The organism is Paenibacillus sp. J31P316 (genome assembly GCF_056269105.1).
The window spans coordinates 95,626-119,265 of record NZ_JBWDNI010000010.1; the positions used below are offsets into that span (position 1 = coordinate 95,626).

The 23,640-nt window shown below is 57.8% G+C and carries 13 protein-coding genes and 2 pseudogenes; 13 read left to right on the top strand and 2 right to left on the bottom strand.

Annotation, left to right across the window (positions count from 1 at the left end):
* Positions 1-36 precede the first annotated feature (36 nt).
* The 7 genes from AC0YNU_RS23460 (at position 37) to AC0YNU_RS23490 (ending at position 11,408) form a co-directional block, all read left to right on the top strand.
* A complete protein-coding gene (locus AC0YNU_RS23460; RefSeq protein ID WP_475761113.1) occupies positions 37-1,788 on the top strand; it encodes a DUF3502 domain-containing protein in 1,752 nt (583 codons plus the stop codon).
* A gap of 241 nt (positions 1,789-2,029) precedes the next feature.
* Positions 2,030-4,453, top strand: a complete 2,424-nt coding sequence (locus tag AC0YNU_RS23465; protein WP_475761163.1) for a bifunctional diguanylate cyclase/phosphodiesterase — start codon at positions 2,030-2,032, stop codon at positions 4,451-4,453.
* Between the two features lie 375 nt (positions 4,454-4,828).
* Positions 4,829-6,559, top strand: a complete 1,731-nt coding sequence (locus AC0YNU_RS23470; protein ID WP_475761114.1) for a cache domain-containing sensor histidine kinase — start codon at positions 4,829-4,831, stop codon at positions 6,557-6,559.
* Positions 6,552-7,598 carry a response regulator gene (locus tag AC0YNU_RS23475; RefSeq protein ID WP_475761115.1) on the top strand — a complete coding sequence of 349 codons (1,047 nt, stop codon included), beginning with the start codon at positions 6,552-6,554 and terminating at the stop codon, positions 7,596-7,598. The genes AC0YNU_RS23470 and AC0YNU_RS23475 overlap by 8 nt, the downstream gene beginning before the upstream one ends.
* 266 nt (positions 7,599-7,864) lie before the next feature.
* A complete protein-coding gene (locus tag AC0YNU_RS23480) occupies positions 7,865-9,052 on the top strand; it encodes a glycoside hydrolase family protein (protein WP_475761116.1) in 1,188 nt (395 codons plus the stop codon).
* Positions 9,053-9,242: 190 nt separating this feature from the next.
* Positions 9,243-9,545 carry a hypothetical protein gene (locus AC0YNU_RS23485; protein ID WP_475761117.1) on the top strand — a complete coding sequence of 101 codons (303 nt, stop codon included), beginning with the start codon at positions 9,243-9,245 and terminating at the stop codon, positions 9,543-9,545.
* Between the two features lie 825 nt (positions 9,546-10,370).
* Positions 10,371-11,408 carry a Gfo/Idh/MocA family protein gene (locus AC0YNU_RS23490; protein ID WP_475761118.1) on the top strand — a complete coding sequence of 346 codons (1,038 nt, stop codon included), beginning with the start codon at positions 10,371-10,373 and terminating at the stop codon, positions 11,406-11,408.
* Between the two features lie 298 nt (positions 11,409-11,706).
* Here AC0YNU_RS23490 and AC0YNU_RS23495 read toward each other — a convergent pair whose 3' ends face one another.
* Positions 11,707-12,939, bottom strand: coding sequence for a sugar phosphate nucleotidyltransferase (locus AC0YNU_RS23495; protein ID WP_475761119.1), 1,233 nt, complete (start codon positions 12,937-12,939; stop codon positions 11,707-11,709).
* Positions 12,940-13,560: 621 nt separating this feature from the next.
* Complete coding sequence (locus tag AC0YNU_RS23500) at positions 13,561-15,306, bottom strand: alpha-glycosidase (protein WP_475761120.1); 1,746 nt, start codon at positions 15,304-15,306, stop codon at positions 13,561-13,563.
* A gap of 239 nt (positions 15,307-15,545) precedes the next feature.
* Here AC0YNU_RS23500 and AC0YNU_RS23505 point away from each other — a divergent pair, with 239 nt between their 5' ends.
* From AC0YNU_RS23505 to AC0YNU_RS23530, 6 genes and pseudogenes are all read left to right on the top strand, one after another.
* Positions 15,546-15,881 carry a YflT domain-containing protein gene (locus AC0YNU_RS23505; protein WP_475761121.1) on the top strand — a complete coding sequence of 112 codons (336 nt, stop codon included), beginning with the start codon at positions 15,546-15,548 and terminating at the stop codon, positions 15,879-15,881.
* 157 nt (positions 15,882-16,038) lie between these two features.
* Positions 16,039-19,773: a response regulator gene (locus AC0YNU_RS23510; RefSeq protein WP_475761122.1), complete on the top strand. Its 3,735-nt coding sequence runs from the start codon at positions 16,039-16,041 to the stop codon at positions 19,771-19,773.
* A gap of 46 nt (positions 19,774-19,819) precedes the next feature.
* Entirely contained in the window at positions 19,820-20,671 is an 852-nt protein-coding gene (locus AC0YNU_RS23515) for a CheR family methyltransferase (protein WP_475761123.1), read from the top strand.
* 107 nt (positions 20,672-20,778) lie between these two features.
* A pseudogene (locus AC0YNU_RS23520) lies at positions 20,779-21,738 on the top strand (response regulator); the annotation flags it as partial.
* Between the two features lie 84 nt (positions 21,739-21,822).
* Positions 21,823-23,073: pseudogene (locus tag AC0YNU_RS23525) on the top strand (ATP-binding protein); the annotation flags it as partial.
* Between the two features lie 97 nt (positions 23,074-23,170).
* Positions 23,171-23,533: a hypothetical protein gene (locus AC0YNU_RS23530; RefSeq protein WP_475761124.1), complete on the top strand. Its 363-nt coding sequence runs from the start codon at positions 23,171-23,173 to the stop codon at positions 23,531-23,533.
* Positions 23,534-23,640 lie beyond the last annotated feature (107 nt).

Genomic DNA, 23,640 nt, shown 5'->3' on the forward strand with positions numbered 1-23,640 from the left:
CGATTGGCATATACATTCATCGGGAGGGTTAGACAAATGAAGAAGAATCATGTTAAGGCGGCTTCGCTACTGCTTACGGTTGTCATGGCGACATCCCTGCTCGCGGCATGCGGCAACGATAACAACGCGGGCAACGATAACAACGCGGGCAACGGGGGGAACAAGCCGGCGAACGACGCATCCGATGCGGGAACGAACGCTGGCAAAGAAAATAACGGAGACGCGGCGGCGAAACCGGAACCGCCGAAAGAGCAGACGCTCAACATCATGCTGTGGGGCGACAAGCCGAAGCAATTCGACGACGTCGTGGCGGAGTTCGAGAAAGAGACCAAGGACACGCTCAACCTGAAGCTGAATTTCACGTTCACGCCGCAAGCCGATTACGTCAACAAGCTGAAGCTGAAGCTGGCTGCCGGCGAGCAAGTGGACATCGCCTTCGACGCGCCATGGATGAACATGAATACCTTCATCGCGCAGGATAACTACACGAACCTGGACGGGTATTTCAACAACGACAAGTGGCCCGGGCTGAAGTCCGCTTTCGGCCAAGGGTTTCTCGATAACAATAAATTCACCGGCACGGACGGCAAGCTGCATACGTACGGCGTGCCGCTCGGACATTACTTGGGCGAATTGGCCGTCATGTTTTACCGCAAGGACTTGGCCGCGAAATACGGGATGGGCGATATCAACAACAACGACGACATGACCAAGTATTTCGACAACGTGCTTCAGAACGACAAGAACGTCATTCCGCTCGTCATCAAGAACGACGGCAACTACGGCGCTTCCGCCGTCATCGACGGCAACAAGGATCTGCCGAGCAAGCCGGATGCGGGCATTTGGGATATCAGCCTGGCTCCGAACATCATCGCTTCCGCGATCGTGAAAGACAAGCAAGTCGTCGATGTGACGGTGAACGGCGACAAAGCGGCGAACGTGGCGGATTTTCCCGCGCCGTTCAACGGCAAGGACTATTCCACCTTCACGACGATTCGCGAATGGCATGACAAGGGCTATATCGAGAAAGAACCGATCGTCCGCAAAGACGCGACCGGCACGTTCGCGGCGGGCAAAGCGGCAGCGATGATCGAGACGATGGCGAACTTCGATTCCATCAACGCGCAGCTGAAAGCTGGCGTGCCATCCTCGGAGCTCGGTGTGTATTTGTTCCAGAACAAGACGCGCGACAAAGTCCAGCCGAACCCGTACTATATCAGCGATTTCCGAATCTGGAACTTCCTCTGCATTCCGAAGACATCGGCCAACGCGGATCGCGCGATGAGCTTCATCAACTGGATCTTCGAGAACCAGGATAACCACGATCTGTTCGAGCTCGGCATCAAGGGCAAGAATTGGGAGCCGGTCGGCGACGACAAGTTCAAATACCCGGACGGCGTCGATCTCGCTACGAATTACAGCTTCAACGGCTACCTGTTGACCTGGAGTCCGAAATACATTCGCCTGTCCGACAGCATTCCGGACAAAATGGTCGACTACTACAAATACATGGCCGACGAGAAAACGTACATCAAGTCCGCCATCGCCGGCTTCGCGTTCAACCAAGACCCGGTGAAGAGCCAAATGGCCAACCCGGACTTCGTGAAAATGGCCAACGAAGAGCTGGCCTACAAGCTCGGCATGGTGAAAGATCCCGTGGGCGGCCTGGCGCAGCTGCAGAAGAAATGGGAAACCAACGGGCGCCTGCAGTCGGATATCGAGGCCATCAAGGCCGAAGTGAAGAAACAGCTGCAAGCCTTCCTGGATCAGCAGCCGGCAGCGCAATAAGACAAGAATGCCGATACGCCATACGAATCGAGCCGGTGCCCAAGGGGCACCGGCTCGATTTATGTCGATTTAGATTGAATAATCGGCTATTTTGGAAACATTTTGCTTGAAAATGGCAGAATTCAGATTATGATTAATTCATTAGAAGTATTTGCTAAACGATGTTTTTACCTTCCCGACGTCTTTATTGCCCGACAGTAAGGTCAACCAACGAATGAAAAGAGGAACAAGGGTGCAACACATGCACGGTACTTACGATATGCTGCTGGTTCTATTCTCTTATGTGGTCGCGATCGTCGCGTCGTATACGGTGCTGGATCTAGTCGGACGAATAAGCTCGACAAGAGGAGCTTATCGCTGGGGATGGCTATTCTTCGGCGCGGCCGCGATGGGCCTCGGCATCTGGTCCATGCATTTCGTCGGCATGCTCGCGTTCTCGCTCAGCATGTCCGTTGCCTATAATTTGGCCACGGTTCTCCTATCCGTCATCGTGGCGATCGTCGCTTCCTTCGTTGCGTTGTTCGTCGTAGGACGAAGCCGATTGACGATGCCCCAATTGCTCGGGGGCGGATTGCTGCTCGCGGCAGGCATATCGGCGATGCACTATATCGGCATGGAGGCCATGCAGATCGACATTACCTACGATCCCGTCTTATTCGGCTGCTCGATTCTCATCGCGGTCGTCGCCTCGATCGCCGCGTTGTGGCTGGCCTTTTATTTGCGCAAAGGCAACGAGCCCAATAGCGTGCCGAAGAAGATCGGCAGCAGCCTGATCATGGGGGCTGCGGTCGTCGGCATGCATTATACGGGCATGCAGGCGGCCCGTTTCCATATGAGGGCGGATTCCTCCTCGACGAAAGGCATGCTGCTCGATCCGAAGTTTCTGGCTTACTTTATCGTGGGCGGCACGCTGCTGACGCTCGGGCTGTCGCTGCTCGGCATTTTCGTTTCCAATCGACTTTCCCGTAAAGACTCGGAAATTCAGCAAAGCGAGAAGTGGTACAAGTCCTTGTTCGATAATAACCAGGACGGCATCATATCCATCGATGCGCACTATCGCATTACGGGCTTCAATGCGGCCATAACGAAGCTGACGGGATTAAACGGGCAGTGGTTTCGCAGCAACACGATCGATAACCTCCTCGCTTTCATCGCGCCGGACGAGCAGGAGCGCACGAGAGACCTGTTCTTGAAGTCGCTCGGTGGGGAAATGCAGCGGTACGAGACCGTTATCGTTCATCGAGATGGGCAACGCATCGATTTGAGCGTCGTGAACGTTCCGGTCGAACAGGACGGAGAAATCGTCGGAAGCTATATCATCGCCAAAGACGTGACCGAGGAGAAGAGCTCGAAAGAAAAGATTCAATATTTGGCCTTCCACGATGAATTGACGGGGATGCCGAATCGCCGCATGTTCAATCAAGCGATCACGCAAATGATCGAGAGCCGGAACGAACCGTTCTACGTCATGGTGATGGATATCGACCGGTTCAAATTAATCAACGACTCGCTCGGCCATACGTACGGAGACGTGTTTCTGCAGGAAGTGAGCCAGCGCATTCTTCGCTGCGTACGCGGCGACAACGTGACGGCGGCTCGCATGGGCGGCGACGAGTTCACGTTCCTGTGCGATCACGGATATGACGCGGGCGAAGTCGCGCGAATCGCGGAGCGAATCATCGCCGCGATCGGCGTCCCGTATCGCTTGAAGGAGAACGATTTCTACGTCACGGCCAGCATCGGGATCTCCGTCTATCCGCAGGACGGCGAAGACGCGGTTCAATTGCTGAAGAACGCGGATACCGCCATGTACGAGGTGAAGAAGAACGGCAAGAACGGCTATCAGTTCTATACGGGCGAACTGAACGAGCAGCTGCAGGAGAAGATCGAGCTCGAGATCGAACTCAGGCAGGCGATCTCGCGCGGCCAGCTGTTCCTGAATTACCAGCCGCAGATCCGCGCGACGGACGGCCAAATGATCGGCGTCGAAGCGCTGGTCCGTTGGCGGCATCCTGCCAAAGGCACCATATCTCCCGGCGTGTTCATTCCGATCGCGGAAGAGACGGGCATCATCTATGAGCTTGGAACGTGGGTGCTGCGGGAGGCATGCCGGCAGATGAAAGCGTGGCATGATTCGGGCGGACCGCTCATCACGGTGTCCGTGAATCTATCCTCCCAGCAGTTTCATCAATCCAATTTGACGGGTTACATCAAGAGCATCCTGGAAGAGACGGGACTGGCGCCGCAATATTTGGAATTGGAAATCACGGAAAGCATGATGATGGACGCATCGGTGTCGACCGCCATCCTGAACGAATTGACGGCGTTCGGCATCCGGATCAGCTTGGACGATTTCGGAACGGGCTACAGCTCGCTCAGCTACTTGAAGCTCCTCCCGATTCATAAACTCAAGATCGACCGTTCCTTTATCCGCGACATTACCGTGAACAAGAACGACAAGGCCATCGTCGCGACCATCATCGCGATGGCGCAGCACTTGAACATGGATGTCATCGCGGAAGGGATCGAGACGAAGGAACAGCTCGATATCTTGACGGACAACGATTGCGAGAAGATCCAAGGCTATTATTATAGCCGCCCGCTGCTCGCCGAGGACGTGGAGCAGAACTTTTTCGCTCCTGCACGAGGCGAAGTCGCCCGATAATCATGCGCGGGCATCGGCACGGCAGCCGCTGCATCGGTTGCAAAATCCCCCCTCGCGCGTCCGCGAGGGGGGATTTCTTCTTTCGTTTCGTTTCCTTGCCGGCTCATGCGCATCAACTCCGCTCCTCCAGAGGGGGAAGGATTTGCTGCGATGGGGGGAAAGAATTGATTCGGACGGTCAGCCCGGCAAGCGAACAGCCGCAATTCGCCATACGGTTCCATATTGGCGGCAGTGACGCGTAAGGCTACAATATAGATAGGAAGCGGTTTCAACCGAAACGAGCGGAATCAAGCTCCGCCCCGCCGGAGGAATCCGCTGCAGCGAGGGGGCAGCATCGACATTACGCAGAGGAGCAATAGCCGGTGGCGCGCCGCGTTGTGGCCGGGAACGCTCAAGGGACGCCTGATCATCCTGCTGATCATCGTCAGCGTTACCCCGATCGCGCTGATCGGTTTCACGTCTTACTATTGGATGTACAAAGTGCAGCAGGAGAAGATCAGCGTCAATTATCAGTCCATCGTCGACAATGAACGGGAAGCGCTGGATAAGGTGCTGTCCAACCTAGGAAGCGTCTCGCAGCTGCTCGTGGTGGACGGAGGGCTCGGGGACGACGTGCTGGAGTACTTGAACAATACCGATCCCGTCCGCAAGACGGAGCTGTTCATGCGCATCGACAAGTCGCTGACCAATATCATTTATTCCAATCCGAGCGTGAACGGGCTCTTTCTCTATATGCCCGCTTACGAGAATGCGGTGCAGTTCGAGACGTCGCCGCTTAAACCGGCCTTCAGCTTCGGGCGCATCGACGATAAGCCGTTTCCGATGCTCTACCGGGCGAATCAGTTGGACTTCAACGGTCCGCATGCCTCGGTGCTCAAGGAGCATGGCGAAACGGTCGTATCGCTGATCCGCAAGATCGATTACCGAGCCGGGCAAAGCTATTACATCTATTTGGAAGCGAAATTCGAGGAACTGCTGCATACGTTCACGAATTCGGCGATCGGCCGGCAGGGCGGGCAGCTGTTGACCGACGGCACGGGCAAGGTCATGTTCAGCGACCTGGGCGAGCGCGTCGCGGTCGGAAGCTTCGTGACGACGGGCAAGAAGGATGTCCGGCTTGAGCCTTACAAACAGTTCGCGGCGAGGAGCGCCGACGGCTGGACGATGTATTTCCTCGTGCCGCTCGCCAGCTACGAGAAGGAATTGAATGCGTGGCGCATTCAATTCGCCTGGGTAGCGATCCTGTCCCTGATGGTGACGGCGTTCGCGGCGATCTACATCTGGCGGATGGTATACAGGCCGCTGCACGGAATCAACCGCGAGATCAAGCGCTTCAGCTACAATCAGGAAGAACGCTCCGACATGCGGACGAATCTTCAGGAATTCGATATGTTGTTCGGAAGCTTCCGGATGATGAGGGAGAAGATCGTGGAGCTGATCTTCGAAGTGGAGCATAAGGAGAAGCGCAGGGGCGAGCTGGAAGTGGAGAAGCTGATGTCGCAGATCAATCCGCATTTTCTGCACAACTCGCTTAACACGATCCAGTGGCTCGCGAGGGCCAACGGACAGACGGAAATCGTGAATCTGGTGAAGGTTTTCACCCGCGTGCTGCATTACAACATGGCCAAGAGCAGCATGATCGTCACGATTCAAGAGGAGATCGATGCGCTGCACGACTATATCGAGCTGCAGAACGTCAGGTACGATTATCGATTCAATATCGCGGTGGATCTCGAACCGGAGGTCGGCGGCGTTCCTATCCCGCGTTTCGTGCTGCAGCCGCTCGTGGAGAACGCGCTCTATCACGGGCTGCTGAGCGAGCAAGGCGACATTCACGTCACGCTCGGTAAGGCGGAGGCCGGACGGATGTACATCCGGGTCGCGGATAACGGAAAAGGCATGGCACCGGAGAAAATCCGAGAGCTGCTGAGCGGCGAAGGCGGGCGGAAATCCGGATTAGGCATCGGCCTTAATTACGTGCAGAAAATGCTGGAAGTGTATTACGGGAGTGCCGCGAAGATGTCGATCGACAGCGTCATCGACGAGGGAACGACCATCGCGATTACGCTGCCGGATCATATGACGGGGAGGAAAGCCGATGATTAAAGCGTTGATCGTCGAAGACGAGCCGCTCGTTCGCCGGGGCATTCTGAGCATGCTTCCGCTGTCGCGATTCGGCATGGAGCTGGCAGGCGAAGCGGAGACCGCGGAGGCGGCGCTGAGACTGATCGAAGGAGGCGGCATCGATCTCGTCTTCACGGATCTCTCCATGCCCGGCATGGGCGGACTGGAGCTACTGCGCGTTCTGCGGGAGAAACATCCGCGCATTCGTTCCGTCGTGCTGACCTGCCATCAGGAATTCGATTTTTTGCAGCAGGCGCTGCGGCTTGGCGCGGCAGACTATATCGTGAAGACGCAGCTGGACGACGAATCCGTATTGGAGCTGCTGCAGCGGGTTGCCGCGCAATTCGCGCCAGCCGCGGAGCAAACGGCTTCGGGCGGCGGAAGCGCCGAAGCGGCCGCCGCGCAAGAGCATCTCGTCCGCGGCTGGCGCGGCTTGAAATGGATCGTGGACCAGGGCGCTTATGAACGGCTGATGAGCGAATCCCTGCAAAGCTTCCAACCGGCGGGATGGAAGGCCGCCTTGGAATCCGGCATGGCGCAATGGCCGGTCAGTTGTCCTTCCCTCGCGGCTTTGCGGGCTTATGCAGAGGGATTGACGGATGTCGGCACGATGCCGGAACTCAAGCTCTGGGCGGAAACCGTCCGCGAACGGGGAAGGGCGCTGCTGCGCAACACGATGTATTCGGAAGAAGTCGCGGCGTCGATCATCGCCTCCGTCGATATGCTGAACGAGCATGCCGGCGATAAACTGACGCAGACGGAAATTTGCAAGGCGATCAACATGAGCATCAGCTACTTCAGCAAGAGCTTCAAGGAGATCGTCGGATTGCCGTTCGTCACCTACGTGCAGGAGCTCAACATCCGACGCGCGAGAGCGCTGCTCGAAACGACCAATTATCCCGTGTACATGGTTTCGGAGCAGTCAGGTTTTCACGACGAGAAATACTTCGGCAAAGTGTTCCGGATGAAAACCGGACATACGCCGAGCGAATATCGGCTGCTGTTTCGGGGAGGCAGCTGATCCCGCGCGCGGGAAGCATTCGAGCGGCCGAGCTGCCGAACGGCGAATGAAGGACGGAAAGACGGAATGACGGAAGAACGGGAGAACGGAAGAACGGAAGAACGGAAGAACGGGAGGAAGGGAACCTGTTCGTCCGAAAGGGTGGAAGTCTTGTCCGATTGCGTCGCGAAAAGGGAAAAACCGTCCATTTGCAGCAAATGCTCGCGTAACGCGTGCACCGATTCGCATTTTATAATGAAGGCATGACGAATCGGGGAGGCAGCGCAATGAACGACGAGGCAGGGAAACCGAAGGACGACGGCCGCAAAGCTTTTTTCGGGGAAGGATTCTTTGTTTGGCAGGGCGGGGGCAAGGCGTACCAGAAGGACATGTACGAGGCGACGCAGTATAATCCGGATAAATATTGGGGCGGTTTCTCTGAGGACCCGGCGGACGAAACATCCGGCGGTCTTCCGGACTGGGCGATCGGACCGTTCCGCAAGTACGCGGGCAATCCGGTTTTCGCTCCGGCGGAAGAAGGGTGGGACCGCGGGCGTTTCGGCGGCGGCGTGCATAACGGGGCCGTCGTGCGCAAGGACGGGCGGTTCTACTACGTCTACCGCGGCGAGGAGCCGCTGCGAGAGGATTACTGGGCCGGCGGGGAAGAAGGGTTCACGGACCTGGGCGCGATGGATTATATTTGCGACATCGGCGTCGCGACAAGTCCGGACGGCATTCATTTCGAACGCGCGGCTGGGAGCGGGCAGCTGTTCCGGCGCGGCGAAGACGAGGATTATAGCTTCGAGGACGTCTGCGTCGTCAAGCACGAGGACATGTATTACTTGTATTGCAACCGATGGGACTGGCGGGATTTCGCCAATCCGAAGCGCAACGGCGTGTTCGTCGCAACCTCTGCGGATCTGCTTCACTGGGAGAAAGTAGGCTTGGCGTTCCCCGAGGCGGCGCGCATTCACCGCAACCCGTGCGTGCTGCAGAATCCGGACAACGAAGCGGTCCGCGCGGCCAACGGCAAATTCGTCATGTACGTCAACGACGGCTTGATCGCTTATTCCGACGATCTGATCCACTGGGAATCACGGGAGACGGGCGAGTTCTGGCCGGGCGGCGAAGGCTGCTTCGCGCTGGCGGATTACGATGACGCGCATCCGGACGCCGTTCTGCTGTTCACGGGCGGTCACCATACGGGCCACTTCTACGCCGTGGGCGAGGTGCTCTTGTCCAAAAGCAATCCCGAGCGGGCCGTCGAATGGCTGCCGCGCCCCGTTCTGATCGCGGAAGCGAAGTACCCGTGGGAAGATGCGCGCAGCGCGGCGAATCCGGACGAGATCGTCTCGTACTTCCGGGATACGATTTTCTTCACGGGCATGACCCGGCATGAGGGCCGGTGGCTGGCGTACTACGGCGGCAGCGAAGTGTACACGTGCCTGGCGATCGCGGATGCGAGGCGGAAGTAGTCCATATAGCGAAAGGCAAGGAACCCGCGGACAGACGCGGGTTTCTTTGGCGATTCAGAGGAGACGCGCGGGGGGCGGAGACGGAGGGGAGGAGGAGGGCTTGCATCGCGTGCATGTAGAAAACGGGGCAATTTTTGGTACACTGGTAACAGAGTTGCAGGCAACGTTAGTTTACGAAGGAGGCACCGTCATGGCATTCGGCGTGAAACGCGAAGAATTGGAGCGCTGGAAGTCGCGGGCGCGGAGCGGAGAGATCGCGTTCATGACGCATTACTGGCTGGAGCCGCGGTTCGTCGGCATCAAGACCGTGACCAAGGTCGGCTGCGACGATCTGGAGAAGCTCGCCGCATGGTGCCGCGAGAACGGACTGGACCCGAAGTATATCCACCGGCGGCAGCCGTTTCCGCATTTCGACCTGATTGGCGAGAAGCAGGTGGAGATATTGCGGCGCGAGGGGCTGTGGGAGCAGCTCGAACGGTTCAAGATGGAATGAGTAGGTAGCGTTAAGCGGGGCAGAGAGGGCGAAGGCATCGAATTGGCGTACCGGAGGCGGGAACGAACTGCGCATGCGGACCATTTTCATTGTGCTCGTTTTGGAAAACGATAAACGTGCACTGATTTCGCTTCAGAGCGGCTAGCGAATCGGAATAAGTTGCAAATAAGTGCAAATATGCAGTTATTTCAGCGCAAATTGTCCAATTCCTTGGAATAACTGCAAATATGCACTTATTTTGGCGTAAAGGGGCCGGATAGACGGAATACCTCGCAAATAAATGCAGTTTTGCATTTAAATCGATTTATGGGGGAGCAAACACGGGAAATAGATGCAAATTTGCAGTTAAATAGTGAACTCGAGCGTGCGCGCCAAGGTCAAACGAGTATCCGAAGAGTGCTGGCCGTGTCGAGGGTGGCTGAAGGGTAATTAAGCTACCTGAAACTTAGGCTGCTAGGTTAACTTGGTTAGTTTGGCTGGTTGGATTTGTTTGGCTGGTTGGGTTACTTTAGCTGTTGTTGGCACACTCGCCAATCTTACTACTTTCGCCACTCCTGCCTCGCTCGCTACTTTCGCTACTTCGTCGCTCCTTCCATTCCTTCCATTCCTTCCACACTCGCTACTTTCGCCGCCTACTCCGCTCTCGCTCCTTTTACATCTCTTGCAGCTCCTTTTGCTAGTGGGTTTTCCGGGGGAAGGCGGTCCACGCAACGGTATTCCTCTTCGCCAACGTCCATCTCTTTCATTCGGCCCGAATTGGGGTAGTAAGAAGTAGAGGCCTGCGCGCGAACGGCAGGTTAGACCGAAGACGAGGGGGAAAACAGCATGAAGACAATTAGAGTCGCGATCATCGGATGCGGTTCGATCGCGGAGTTTCGCCATGCGCCGGAATATGCGGCGAACGAGAACGCGGAGATTGCCGCGTTCTTCGATCATAATCCCGAGCGGGCGGAGCGGCTGTCGGAGATGTACGGGGGCCGGGTGGCGCCAAGCATTGCGTCCATCCTGGCGGATCCTGAGATTGATGCGGTGAGCGTCTGCACGTCCAACGAAACGCATGAAGAAGTGACGATAGACGCGCTGCAGGCAGGCAAGCATGTGCTGTGCGAGAAGCCGATCGCGACGTCGGTCGAAGGCGCGCGGGCGATGATGCAGGCGGGCAGGGAGTCGGGACGCATCCTGATGGTCGGCCACAATCAGCGGTTCTCGGAGGCGCATGTCGTCGCCAGGCGCCTGATCGAATCCGGCGAGATCGGCAAGGTGCTGACGTTCCAGACGACGTTCGGCCACAGCGGGCCGGAGCACTGGGCGTTCGTGAAAAGCACAAATTCGTGGTTCTTCAGCAAGGAGCGTTCCGTGCTCGGCGCGGCGGGCGACCTCGGCATTCACAAGCTGGATCTCATTCGTTATTTGCTCGAGGACGAGATCGCCGATATCGCGGCATTCGGCGGCGCGCTCCACAAGACCGATGCGGACGGCGAGCCGATTGCGGTCAACGACAACATGGTCTGCATCGTGAAGACGGAGGGCGGCGTGCTCGGCACCGTTGCGCTCAGCTGGACCTATTACGGCGAGGAAGATAACAGCACGGTGCTCTACGGCGAGAAAGGGATTTTGAAAATCTTCGCCAACGAGTCGTTTCCCGTGCAAGTGAAACGAAGCGACGGCAGCTCGCGAGAATACGAGATCGAAGGGATCCAAACGAACGACAACCAAACCGACAGCGGCGTCATCAATGCGTTCGTCGACTGCATCGTGGAGGGCAAGAAGCCGCCGGTAAGCGCGCGCGACGGACTCGTCTCGCTGAAGCTTATCGAAGCGATGATGAAGGCGGCCGACGAGCGCCGCTCGGTGCGCTTATAGTAACGATTCGGCTAAACGATGCAACGAGTGCCGAGCGAATCTCATCGCTAATTCGCTGGCTCTAACGCCGTCCGTAATCGCAACGCCGGTTCGTTGGCTCCGGCGCCGATATCGCATCCCAACCGCCGGCGATCCAGCGCCATACCGCGCCATAAAGCGCCATAAATAAGCCAAATGCCCGAGCGTTCGAGAGACATTCTCTCGCGCGTTCGGGCATTTGCATGTGCACCCATGAACAAACAACGAAAAAGCCGAAGCCAGCCTGCCTATAGGCAAGTCAGCTTCGGCCAACGTTCGCTTACGCCTTCTCCAGCGCGATACCTGCCGCGACCGCAGGCGTTTCGCGATCGAACAGCGACTGCGGCAGCCGATCCGGCGTGACGACGAAGCGCGGATGCGCGGCGACGCAATCGCCCGGCGCGATGACGGTGACATCGCCGTTCAGGCTGCCGATGACCGCGCCGTCCTCGATGACTGCGCCTTCGCCGATAATAACGCGGGACAAGCGAACGCCTCTGCCGATGCGGGCGCCCGGCATGAGGATGCTCTCCCGGATATCGGCGCCTTCTTCGACGGCCACGTCTCCGAACACGACGCTGCGGTCCAGATCGCCCTTAATCGAGCTGCCGTGATGGACGTAGGAGCTTTGCACGTCCGCATTCGGACACACGTAGGAGCGCATCGGATTGCTCATCGAACGGGATAGAATCGGCCAAGGCTTCGCTTTTGTGCCTGCCGCGTCGTCCAACTCGCCGTCGATGAGGTCCATATGGGCTTCCCACAGGCTCTCCACCGTGCCGACATCGCGCCAATAGCCGTCGAATGCATGCGCCAGCATCGAAGTTCCGGTCTTCAGCATGCCGGGAATGATGTCCTTGCCGAAATCATGGCTGGATGCCGAATTCAGGCGATCCGCCAGCAGCGCTTCGCGAAGCGGCGCCCATTTGAAAATATAAATGCCCATGGATGCCAGGTTGCTCTGCGGCTTCGCCGGCTTTTCCACAAAATTCACGATCGCCCGCCGCTCGTCGGCCGTCATGATGCCGAACCGGCTGGCATCGCGCCAAGGCACGCGTTTGACGGCGATCGTGGCTGTCGCGCCGGAGGCGACATGATCCTGCAGCATGTTGCGGTAATCCATCCGATAAATGTGATCGCCGGAGAGTATAAGCACATGCTCAGGCGATTGCGAGTCGATATAATCGATATTTTGATAGATCGCATCGGCCGTTCCCAAATATCCGTTCTCGCCGACGCGGCTGGAAGGCAGCAGCGTGATGTCCGCCGTTTGTCCGTTCGTGTGCCAAGAGGAACCGTCCCCGATATGCGTATGAAGCGAATCCGCCATGTACTGCGTCAACACCCCGATGGATCCGATCCCGGAGTTGATGCAGTTGCTGAGTGTGTAGTCAATGATGCGGCAGTTTCCGCCAAAAGGCACGGCCGGTTTGGCCATGGACTCCGTTAGCGGCGCCAGTCGGCGCCCTTCTCCACCTGCAAGCAGCATTGCGACACAAGAATTCGTATTCATATTTCGTTTCCTCCCCGAAGTCCGTTTGTATTAGAAATATACACGCGGCAAAATAGGATGAAACGCCCAAAAAAATTTCCTCCTGCTCAGGAAAATGTACGCTTCAAACGGCGAAAGGGCGGGTATATCACCACCCGTTTTCATGGCTGACGCATGTCCGGGAAGGCAGGCGGCGCGGAATGAAGCCTGACGACGCCAGCGAAAGCACCTCCTTCCGCGCGCTGGAAGGATGCGGTTTCCTAGCGTGAGCCGGCTTCGGTGAGAAGCCCGTATCCGGCGCCATGCCTGAGCCTTGAACGCTGCGAGTGCAGTCTTGGAACTGCATCTGATTCATTATATGTGGCATGCCCTGTATTATTAACTTTTTACGCTTCTGCAGCGGGTAAAAACCTTTCGACATGCCGTTAACCGATTGGACGGGCCGCGCTGTTGGCGAAGCGGAAGACACGGCTGCAGGTACAGAGTCGCAGGGTGTATTAGTGTTTTTGAACCATTGTTCGACCTAGGCAAGAAGGGCTGTCAAGTCCTGCTTATGGGGTTGCGGCAAGAAGGGGATGCCCCCGACGTGTCTCCGTGTCGTTCGGACATCCCCTTCTCTACGGGAAGATCAGCGCTCCCGTGCTACAGCTCCCGACGCAAGATCCGGTACCCCCATGGGTCCAGCTCCACCTTCTGTACGCCGTCCTCGGCGGGCGCGTGGTCGCCCGTCAGCGCGTCATGCCAATCGTTCGTGTCCATGGCATGCTCCAGCACGGTCCGATCGCCGGTCGGATTCATCCATACGGTGAAATGCTCGCCCTCGCCCAGCCGTTCATAGATGATGCGCGCATCGTCCGTGTCGGCCTTCAGGAAGCGGAAACGACCGCTCAGCAGCGCGGGATGCGACTTGCGCAAGCCGATGAGCAGCTTATAGAAGTCGAACAGCTCGCGATCCTGCCGCTCCTCGTCCCAGATCATGCAGCCGCGGCAATCCGGATCGTTCCCGCCCTGCAGCCCGATCTCGTCGCCGTAGAAAATGCACGGCGTCCCGATGTACGTCATCAGGAAGACGACCGCAAGCTTCAGCTTCAGCTTGTTGCCGCCGGAACGCGTCAGCACGCGCGGGGTGTCGTGGCTGGACAGCAAATTAAAGATGACCTCGTTGGTCCCTTGCGGGTAGCGCATGAGCAGGTTGTTCATGCCTTCCGAGAAGGTCCGGCCGTCTATCATGCCGTCGCCGAAGAAGCCCAGTACCTTGTCGGCGAACGGATAATTCATGACGGAGTCGAATTGGTCGCCGAGCAGCCAAGTACGCGAGTCGTTCCACACTTCCCCGACGATATAGGCGTCCGGCTTCGCCGCCTTGACGACTTGACGGAACGCGCGCCAGAAGTGATGGTCGACCTCGTTGGCCACGTCGAGCCGCCAGCCGTCGATATTCGTCTCGCGGATCCAATAGTCGGCGACGTCGAGCAAGTATTTCTTCGTCTTGGGATTCGCCGTGTTCAGCTTCGGCATCTGGCCGAAGAAGCCGAACGTATCGTACGTCGCGATGCCGTCCTTCACCTCGGCGGGGAACGTCCGCACGTGGAACCAGTCCGCGTATTCCGACTTCTCGCCGTTCCGCAGTACGTCCTGGAAGGCCGGGAAATTCTCGCTCGTATGATTGAAGACCGCATCCAGCACGACGCGAATCCCGCGCTCGTGGCATTCGTGCACGAGCTTCTTCAGCATATCCTTGTCGCCGAAATGCTCGTCGATCTTCATATAATCGACGGTATCGTACTTATGGTTGGAAGGGGATTTGAAAATCGGCGTCAGATAGACCGCCGTCACTCCGAGATCGGTCAGATGATCGAGATGGTCGAGAATCCCCTGCAGATCGCCGCCGTAGCAGCTTTCCCAGGTTGGCGTAGTGCCCCATTCCGCCATGCCCTCCGGATTAATGGACGGATCGCCGTTGGCGAAACGATCGGGCATGATTTGATAGAACACCGCCGATTTGGCCCATTCGGGCGCCATGAACAGATCGATCTCGTGAATATAGGGGAATTCGTAATAACCGGCAACCGGCTGGGGCTGATCCCCGCATATGCCGCCTTCGGTCAAATACACGGTCTCCTCGCCCTGCCGCAGGCGGAAGATATAAGAGAAGCGCTTGTATTTCGGTTTCACTTCGGCTTCCCAATAATCGAAGAAATGGTCCGTCGCGATCTTCAGCATCGGAACTTCTTCATTAAAGCTGCCCCAATCGTATTTGTCGCCCGTAATGGCCGTTGCTTCCTCCACGTCGTCGCGTTTCGTCTGCACGCGCAGATGAATCGTATCCATGTCGTAGGCGTAGGCCCAATTGCTGCGGGGAGAGTGGTGAAAACATTCCTGAAACATCCGCTCCAGCTCCTTTTGCTTATCTGCTATAATGAGGGCGCTGCCGTCTGGCGGCCTATTTGTCATTTACACGGGCAGAGATGCGCCTGAATCTGAGGGTTTTCGTCATAGGAGATCTGCGCCTAAAGTACCGCTGAAACCCGGGCTTATCCGCTCCGGCTTGTTTCATTCCGCTCCCGCCAGGGTAAACCCTAAGTAGCCTAACCTGGCAAATCCATTTGAAAAGCGGAGGGATTACCATGCAACAGATGAAACCGAGCGTTCAAATTGTACCGACGGCGATGGATGCGCTGCATACCGTTCAAGAGCTGAACCGGCGTGGATACAGGCAGGAAAATATTTTCGTCCTTGCACATGACAGCAATCAGACGAAGTCGTTGTCCGAGGCGGCGGATGCCAATGAAATCGGCATGAAGGAAGAAGGCATGTTCACCGCGATGGCGAATGTGTTTAAGTCTCGGGGCGATGAGATTCGGTCCAAGTTGACGTCGATCGGCTTGTCAGACATGGAAGCGGAACGTTACGAAGAGGAGCTTGATCGCGGTCGTGTACTCGTTATTACCAACGTCCACTAATGCCTTGCACTACCAATCATTCACCATTGAAAATGACTGGTGCGAAAAGGTCGCCGTCCTCTAGGACGCGCGGCCTGTTCGCACGTTTCGATAATCGAACGAGTGCCATTTATACAAAGAGACAAACAAAGGGGAAATCATGCGTGGGAACCATAACATGAAAACAAAGACAAAACTGACGCTCAGCTTCATTATCTTGATGCTCGTACTGGTGTTCATTTCCATCGTCAGCCTGAACAACAGCTCGGTATTGAGCGGCAAGCTTGACGAGGTGTATACCAACCGCTACCAGAAACTGATGGTAGCCTACGACATGCGCGGCTCCGTCAACAGTACGGCCAAAGGGCTGGCGAACGTATTGACCGTGCCGACGGCCGAGAATCTGGCCAAGAACGATGAACTCCTGACGGAAGAACCGAAGAATGCCCAACGCTTCTACGACGAGCTGAAACGGCTATCGTCCAACGACACGGAGCGGGCGACGCTGAACGAGCTCGGCCGAAGCTTTAGCGCTTATTTTGATTATACGAGCAAGGTGAAGCAGCTCATCTCGGAAGGGCGCGGCGAAGCGGCAATCGCCCTGCGGCAGCAGACGGGCCTGAAGGCGCAGGAGGACACGGTCAATCTGATTGACGATCTGACCGCCTTCCACCGCCATGCCACCGACGAGGCAGTCAAAGCAGCCATCGACGCCAATCGCAGCACGCGGATGGTCATGGTGACGACGATGGTCCTCGGCATGCTGATCGGCATCGGCACGATGCTGTGGAACATTGCCGGCGTGACGCGAAGCCTGAACCGGCTGTCCGACATGATCGGCGCTTATGCCCGCGGGATCAGCGATCCCGGCCTGCGCAAAAGGGCGGAGACCGGCGATGAGTTCGGGGCCGTGGCGAAGGCGTTCTTCTCGCTTGCCGACGATCTGGAGCGGAAGACGGCCATCGAGCAGTCCTACAACAAGAAGATCGAGGACGAAGCTTGGGTCAAGTCCAACTTTGCTTCCTCAACGGTCGCCATGCAGGACGTGATGGAGCTGCGGCAGCTGGGCAGCGCGTTCATCGAGCGCCTCGTGCCGATCGTCGGTGCCGTCTACGGCGGCTTGTATATCCGGGAAGGGCTCGGCGAGGATAACAAGCTTCGGCTCTATGGCGCTTATGCGCCGCAGGGCGAAGCCGCATTCGAGCAGCTGTTCCGCATGGGCGAAGGGCTCGTCGGACAGTGCGCCCGCAGCGCGGAGCCGATCGAGCTGACGGAGCTGCCGTCCTCGTATATCCGGATTCGTTCCGGAACGGGAGAGGCGCCGCCGCACACGCTGCTGCTCCTGCCGGTCGCATACCAGAACAGAACCCTGGGCGTCATCGAGCTGGCTTCGCTGAAGCCGATCGGCGGCAGGGAGCGCGAGCTGCTGCACGAGCTGTCGGAAGGACTCGGCATCCTGCTGAACAACCTGTTCGGCCGGCTGCGGATCGAGGAGCTGCTGCGCGAATCGCAGGCGCTTGGCGAAGAGCTCCAGGTACAATCCGAGGAGCTTGTGTCGCAGCAGGAAGACCTGCGCCGCTCCAACGATCAGCTGGAGGAGCAGACGCGTTCGCTCAAGCAATCCGAGGAGCTGCTGCAGAGCCAGCAGGAGGAACTGGAGCAGACGAACGAGGAGCTGCTGAAGAAGACGCATTTGCTGGAGCAGCAGATGCGCCAGACCGAGCAGAAGAACGAGCAGGTCGAGCGGACGAAGACGGCGCTGGAACGGCAAACCGTGCAGCTGGCGCTCTCATCCAAGTACAAATCCGAGTTTCTCGCCAATATGTCGCATGAGCTGCGCACGCCGCTCAACAGTCTCCTTATTCTGTCCCAGATGCTCATGGATAATAAGGAAGGCAATCTGAACGGCAAGCAGATCGAGTTCGCGACGACGATTCATTCTTCGGGCAGCGACCTGCTTAAGCTGATTGACGAAATCTTGGATTTATCGAAGATCGGCGCGGGCAAAATGAGCGTAGTGACGGAGCATGTGAAGCTCGCCGACCTGACGCAGACGCTGCGCCGGAGCTTCGGGCCGATGAGCCAGCAGAAAGGTCTCGCTTTCGAGCTGACGATCGATAAGGATATGCCGGAAGGGCTGTATTCCGACAGCCACCGCGTCAAGCAGATACTCAAGAACCTGCTGTCTAACGCCATCAAGTTTACGCATCAGGGTACGGTCAGCCTGTCCATCCGGAACGCGCGGCCTGAGGAAGCAACGGTGTCGTCGGCGGACGGCGGGCGGATGATCGCCTTCGAGGTACGCGATACCGGCATCGGCATCGCGGCAGAGAAGCAGCAGCTCGTATTCGAAGCGTTCCAGCAGGTCGACGGCACGACAAGCCGCATCTATGGCGGCACGGGCCTCGGCCTTGCGATCAGCCGCGAGCTGGCGGGTCTGCTCGGCGGAACGATCGAGCTGGAGAGCAACGAAGGCGAAGGCAGCACGTTTACGCTGTATCTGCCTGAATATTACGTATCGCCCGCGGCTGGCAGCAGCGCGGCGTACGCGGATGGCAACGCCGGACTCGGCGAGCAGGCCGTCGAGGCCGCGATGCTGGCCCAGCCTGGAAGCCAGGCAGCCCGGGCTAGCAAGGCGGAAGCCGCTCCGGGTCTGGCCCATCGCGAGAGCAGGTTGGAGGCCGCTCCGGCCCACGCGGCCATTACGATCGAAGACGACCGCAACGCGATCGGGCCGGAGGATCGCGTCGTCCTCATTATCGAGGATGACGGCCCGTTCGCCCGCGTGCTGCTGGATATGGCGCGGTCGCGCGGCTTCAAGGGCATCGTAGCGGTGCAAGGAGATACCGGCCTGAACGATGCGAGACAATATAAGCCGGATGCGATCCTGCTCGATATTATGCTGCCGGTCATGGACGGCTGGTCGGTGCTGCATCATCTGAAGCACGATGCCGATACGCGTCATATCCCGGTGCATGTAATCTCGGTTATGGAAGAAGTGCAGCAGGGATTGTCCATGGGCGCGATCGCGTACTTGCGCAAGCCGGCCGGGAAAGAACGGCTGGATCAGCTGTTCCTGCAGATCGAATCCTTCCTCGCGCGCGATCTCAAATACGTGCTGGTCGTGGAGGACGACGCCGCTCAGCGGACCGGCATCATCGAGCTGGTCGGCGACGAGGACGTCATCGTGAAGGCCGTGCCTTCCGGGGCGGAAGCGCTGCGCGAGCTTGCGGAGCAGCATTACGACTGCATGGTGCTCGACCTTGGACTGCCGGACATTTCCGGCTTCGATTTGCTGGACAACATTCGCCGGAGCGAGAAGCTGCGCGAGCTGCCGATTATTATTTATACCGGACGCGATCTCGACAAGAAGGAAGAAATCCAGCTGAAGAAATACGCCGGCACGATCATCATCAAGGACGTCAAGTCGCCGGAACGACTGCTCGACGAGACCACGTTGTTCCTGCACCGGGTCGTGGCGGATTTGCCGGAGGCGAAGCGAAGCGTGCTGCGGAAGCTGCACAGCGTGGAGACGATTTTCGAAGATAAGACGATCATGATCGTCGATGACGATATCCGGAACGTTTTCGCGCTGTCGAGCGCCTTGGAAGGTTATAAGATGAACATTCATTTTGCCGAGAACGGGCGCGAAGCGCTGGAGATGCTGCAGGAGCATCCGGAGACGCAGCTCATTCTCATGGACATGATGATGCCGGAGATGGACGGCTACGAGACGATGCGGCATATCCGCGCGATGGCGGACTTCGAACGGCTGCCGATGATCGCCATTACGGCCAAAGCGATGAAAGAAGACCGCGACAAATGCATCGAAGCCGGCGCTTCCGACTATATCGCGAAGCCGGTGAATATCGATCAGCTGATGTCCTTGATGAGGGTGTGGTTATATCAATAACGACATGCAAGACGTACATGACGAACTGAAGAGAGAAGAGACCATCATGATGCAGGACGACAACGAACAAAACAAAGCCAGCGAGCGGGAGCAGGTGGAGATCAATCTCTTGCTCGAAGGGCTATATCAGCTGTACGGCTATGATTTTCGCAATTACGCGTTCTCTTCCATCCGCCGGCGTATCTGGCATCGGGTGAATGCGGAGCGGCTCCCGACGATTACCTCCTTGACGGAGCGGGTGCTGCATGACCGGACGGTCATGAACCGGCTGCTTGCCGATCTGACGATTCACGTGACGGAGATGTTCCGCGATCCGGAAGTGTTCAAGGCTTTCCGCGAGCGGGTCGTGCCCTTGCTTCGAACGTATCCGTTCATCCGAATCTGGCATGCGGGCTGCTCGACGGGCGAAGAAGTCTATTCCATGGCCATCCTGCTGAAGGAAGAAGGCTTGTACGACAAGACGCGCATCTACGCGACGGACATGAACGAACGCGTGCTGGAGACGGCGCGCGAGGGCGTGTTCCCGCTGGAGAGGATGCAAATCTTCACGCGCAATTATATCGAGGCGGGCGGCAAGGAATCGTTCAGCAACTACTATACGGCCAAGTACGATTCCGTGCTGTTCCAGAGCGAATTGAAGAGCAATATCGTATTCGCGCAGCATAATCTCGTGACGGATCGCTCGTTTAACGAATTCAACGTCATATTTTGCCGCAACGTCATGATATATTTCAACAAGGAGCTTCAGAACCACGTGCATGGGCTGCTCTTCGACAGTCTCAGCACCTTCGGGATCTTGGCCTTGGGTACGAAGGAATCGATCAATTTCACGCAGCATGCCAGTGCTTACGAGGAACTGGATGCGCACAGCAGGCTGTACCGTAAAATCAAATCATGACCGGGAAGGCTTGCGATGCTGGGTTGTCACGCGCAATCGAGAGAGTAGAGACATGAAGCAGGCAGCGCCAAGCGGTATCCATGCAAGGGGAAGGTGAAGGGGCAGTTATGATCGCTTATGATGGACCGGTTAACATATTGCTGGTGGATGACCACCCGGACAATTTATTAGCGCTGGAAGCAGTGCTGGGAGACTTGAACTGCAATCTCGTCAAATGCTTATCCGGCGCGGAGGCGCTGCGCTGCCTGCTGAAGGATGAGTTTGCCGTCATTCTGCTGGACGTGCAGATGCCCGAGATGGACGGCTTCGAGACGGCGAGACTGATCAAGTCGCGCAAAAAGACGCAGGAGACGCCGATCATCTTCATCTCGGCGACAAGCAAGGACGCGGAGCATTTCTTCACCGGCTACGAGGCCGGCGCGATCGATTACATGCTGAAGCCGTTCGTGCCGCAAATTCTCAAAGCCAAGATCGAAGGCTTCGTACGGCTGTACGTCGGCAACAAGACGCTGCAGCTGCAAGCCGAATTGCTGCAACGGCAGACGATGGAGCTCGAGCGGAGCAATCGCGAGCTCATGATGACGACTTATCAGCTGACGAAGACGCAGGCGCTTACGCGCGCGATCCAAGAGACGAGCATGGATACGATGATGACCTTCGACGAGGACGGCATCATTCTGACGGTGAACCCTGCGATCAAGGCGATGTTCGGCTATCGCGAGGACGAGGTGCTGGGACACCCGGTCACGATGCTCATCCCATGCTTCGAGGGCGGAGCGTACCGGACGCCCGAAGGAGGCGCGAAGGCTGAGCACGATAAAGCAGGGACTCGGCTGCAGCCGGGTCAAGGCGGCCAACCTTCGGAGCCCGGCGAACGGCTCCATTCGCGGGGTGTTGAAGCATCGGCTGACATTCCGTTCGAGAGCGGCGCAGCCGTTTGCGCTGCCCTGTCCGGCGAACGCAGGCAGCTGGATCCGATCCGCAAGGACGGCAGCCGTTTCCCGGCGGAGATCCAGATCGGCGTCGCGACCATCGACGAGGAGCGGGTATACGCCTGCACTGTCGTAGACGTGACCGAGCGAACCCGGTTCGAGCAGGAGCTGATGGCGGCGAAGGATACGGCGGAGATCGCCGCGCGGGCGAAGACGAATTTCCTGACGATGGTCAGTCACGAGATTCGTACGCCGATGAACGGCGTGCTCGGCATGACGGGCCTGCTGCTCGATACGGAGCTCGACGGCGCGCAGCGCGAATACGCGGACATCATCAGGAAGAGCGGCGAGGCGCTGCTGTCGGTCATCAACGATATTTTGGATTATGCGAAGATCGAATCCGGCAAGCTGGAGGTCGAGCAGCTGCCGTTCAAGCTTCCGCTGCTGATCGCGGAAACGTTCGACCTGTTCACGGCCAAGTCGCGGCAAAGCCGGCTGGCGCTTACGTATGAAGCCGATCCTTCCATGCCGGAGCTGCTGGTAGGGGATGAAATCAAGCTGCGTCAGGTGCTGGTCAATCTGGTCGGCAACGCCTTCAAATTCACGTCGGAAGGCTCCATTACCGTCGCCTCGAAAATGATCGCGGTCCACGGGCAGTCGGTGCTGATCGAATTCATCGTAGCCGATTCCGGCGTCGGCATCGCGGAAGATAAGCTGCCGCTGCTGTTCCATCCGTTCTCGCAGGTCGATACGTCGCTTACGCGGCAGTACGAAGGCACGGGCCTCGGCCTTGCCATTTGCAAAAATCTCGTCGAGCTGATGGGCGGCTCCATCAGCGTTAGCTCCGCCCCGGGCGTGGGCACGACGTTCCGTTTCACCGTGCAGCTGCAAGCGTGGCCGGCGTCGCAGCATGATCCGTCTGCGGAAGAGGGCAGTTTTGCCGCCATGGCAGGGGAATCCTTCGGTGCCCTGTATGAAGCCGAGCTCCCGGGTCCGGGCTCGGCCGTCGAACCATTCGAGCACTGGCAGGCTTCGGCTCAGGCGCAGCCGTTCAAGACGACCGCGGACAGAGCGGGCGGCGCCGCCGTGCTCGTCGCCGACGATAATGAAATCAATCAGAAGCTGACGCTGTCGCTGCTGGATAAGCTGGGCATCTCCGCCGATGTCGCCGGCAACGGTAGCGATGCCGTCGATCTGGCTTTTAATCGCAATTATGATCTCATACTTATGGATATGCGAATGCCTGTCATGGATGGGCTCGAGGCGACGCGGCGCGTGCTCGCTTCGGCGCCGCCGGGCAGAGCGCCGATCGTCGTCGCGATGACGGCGAACGTGCTGCCAAGCGACAGAGAGCGCTGCCTGGAAGCGGGAATGGCGGATTTCCTCGCGAAGCCGATTCAATTCGATGCGGTGAAGCGGGTACTGAAGCGCTACGGCATCGAGCCGGAGCGGACGCAGTCGACCCTGTAGCGGCGGCGCGGCTAGGCGCGGTAATGGCGCCTGATGGCGCGCGGCGCGCACACGTAAAAAAACCTTCCGGCCAATTGTGGCGGGAAGGTTTTTTTGCGTGTCTGTACGCGATGCGGGCAAAGAGGTGCACCCGCTGCACTACATCGCCGAAAACCTGGCCGATTCGAGCAAAGAGGTGCACCAGGTGCACTACATCGCCGAAAACCTGGCCGATTCGAGCAAAGAGGTGCACCAGGTGCTCTACATAGCCGGGAACCTGGCCGATTCGAGCAAAGAGGTGCACCAGGTGCTCTACATCGCCGGGAACCTGAGTGATGCGAGCAAAGAGGTGCACCTGGTGCACTACATCGCTGGAACCCCGGTTATCCACCAGTCTCCACTCCAGATTCAGACTCGTTCAACCTGGCTAACGAACCTGAGTGTCCTTATTGCCCGTAATACGCTGTTTCCAGTAAGCTAAGGAAACTCAGCATCGCTATTTAGCCCGATGGGGCCGCTTAGGTGATCATAATCGTCGAATAACGATTGTGAGGTTCGTTACAATTTTAAAACCGTGATTTTGCGGCG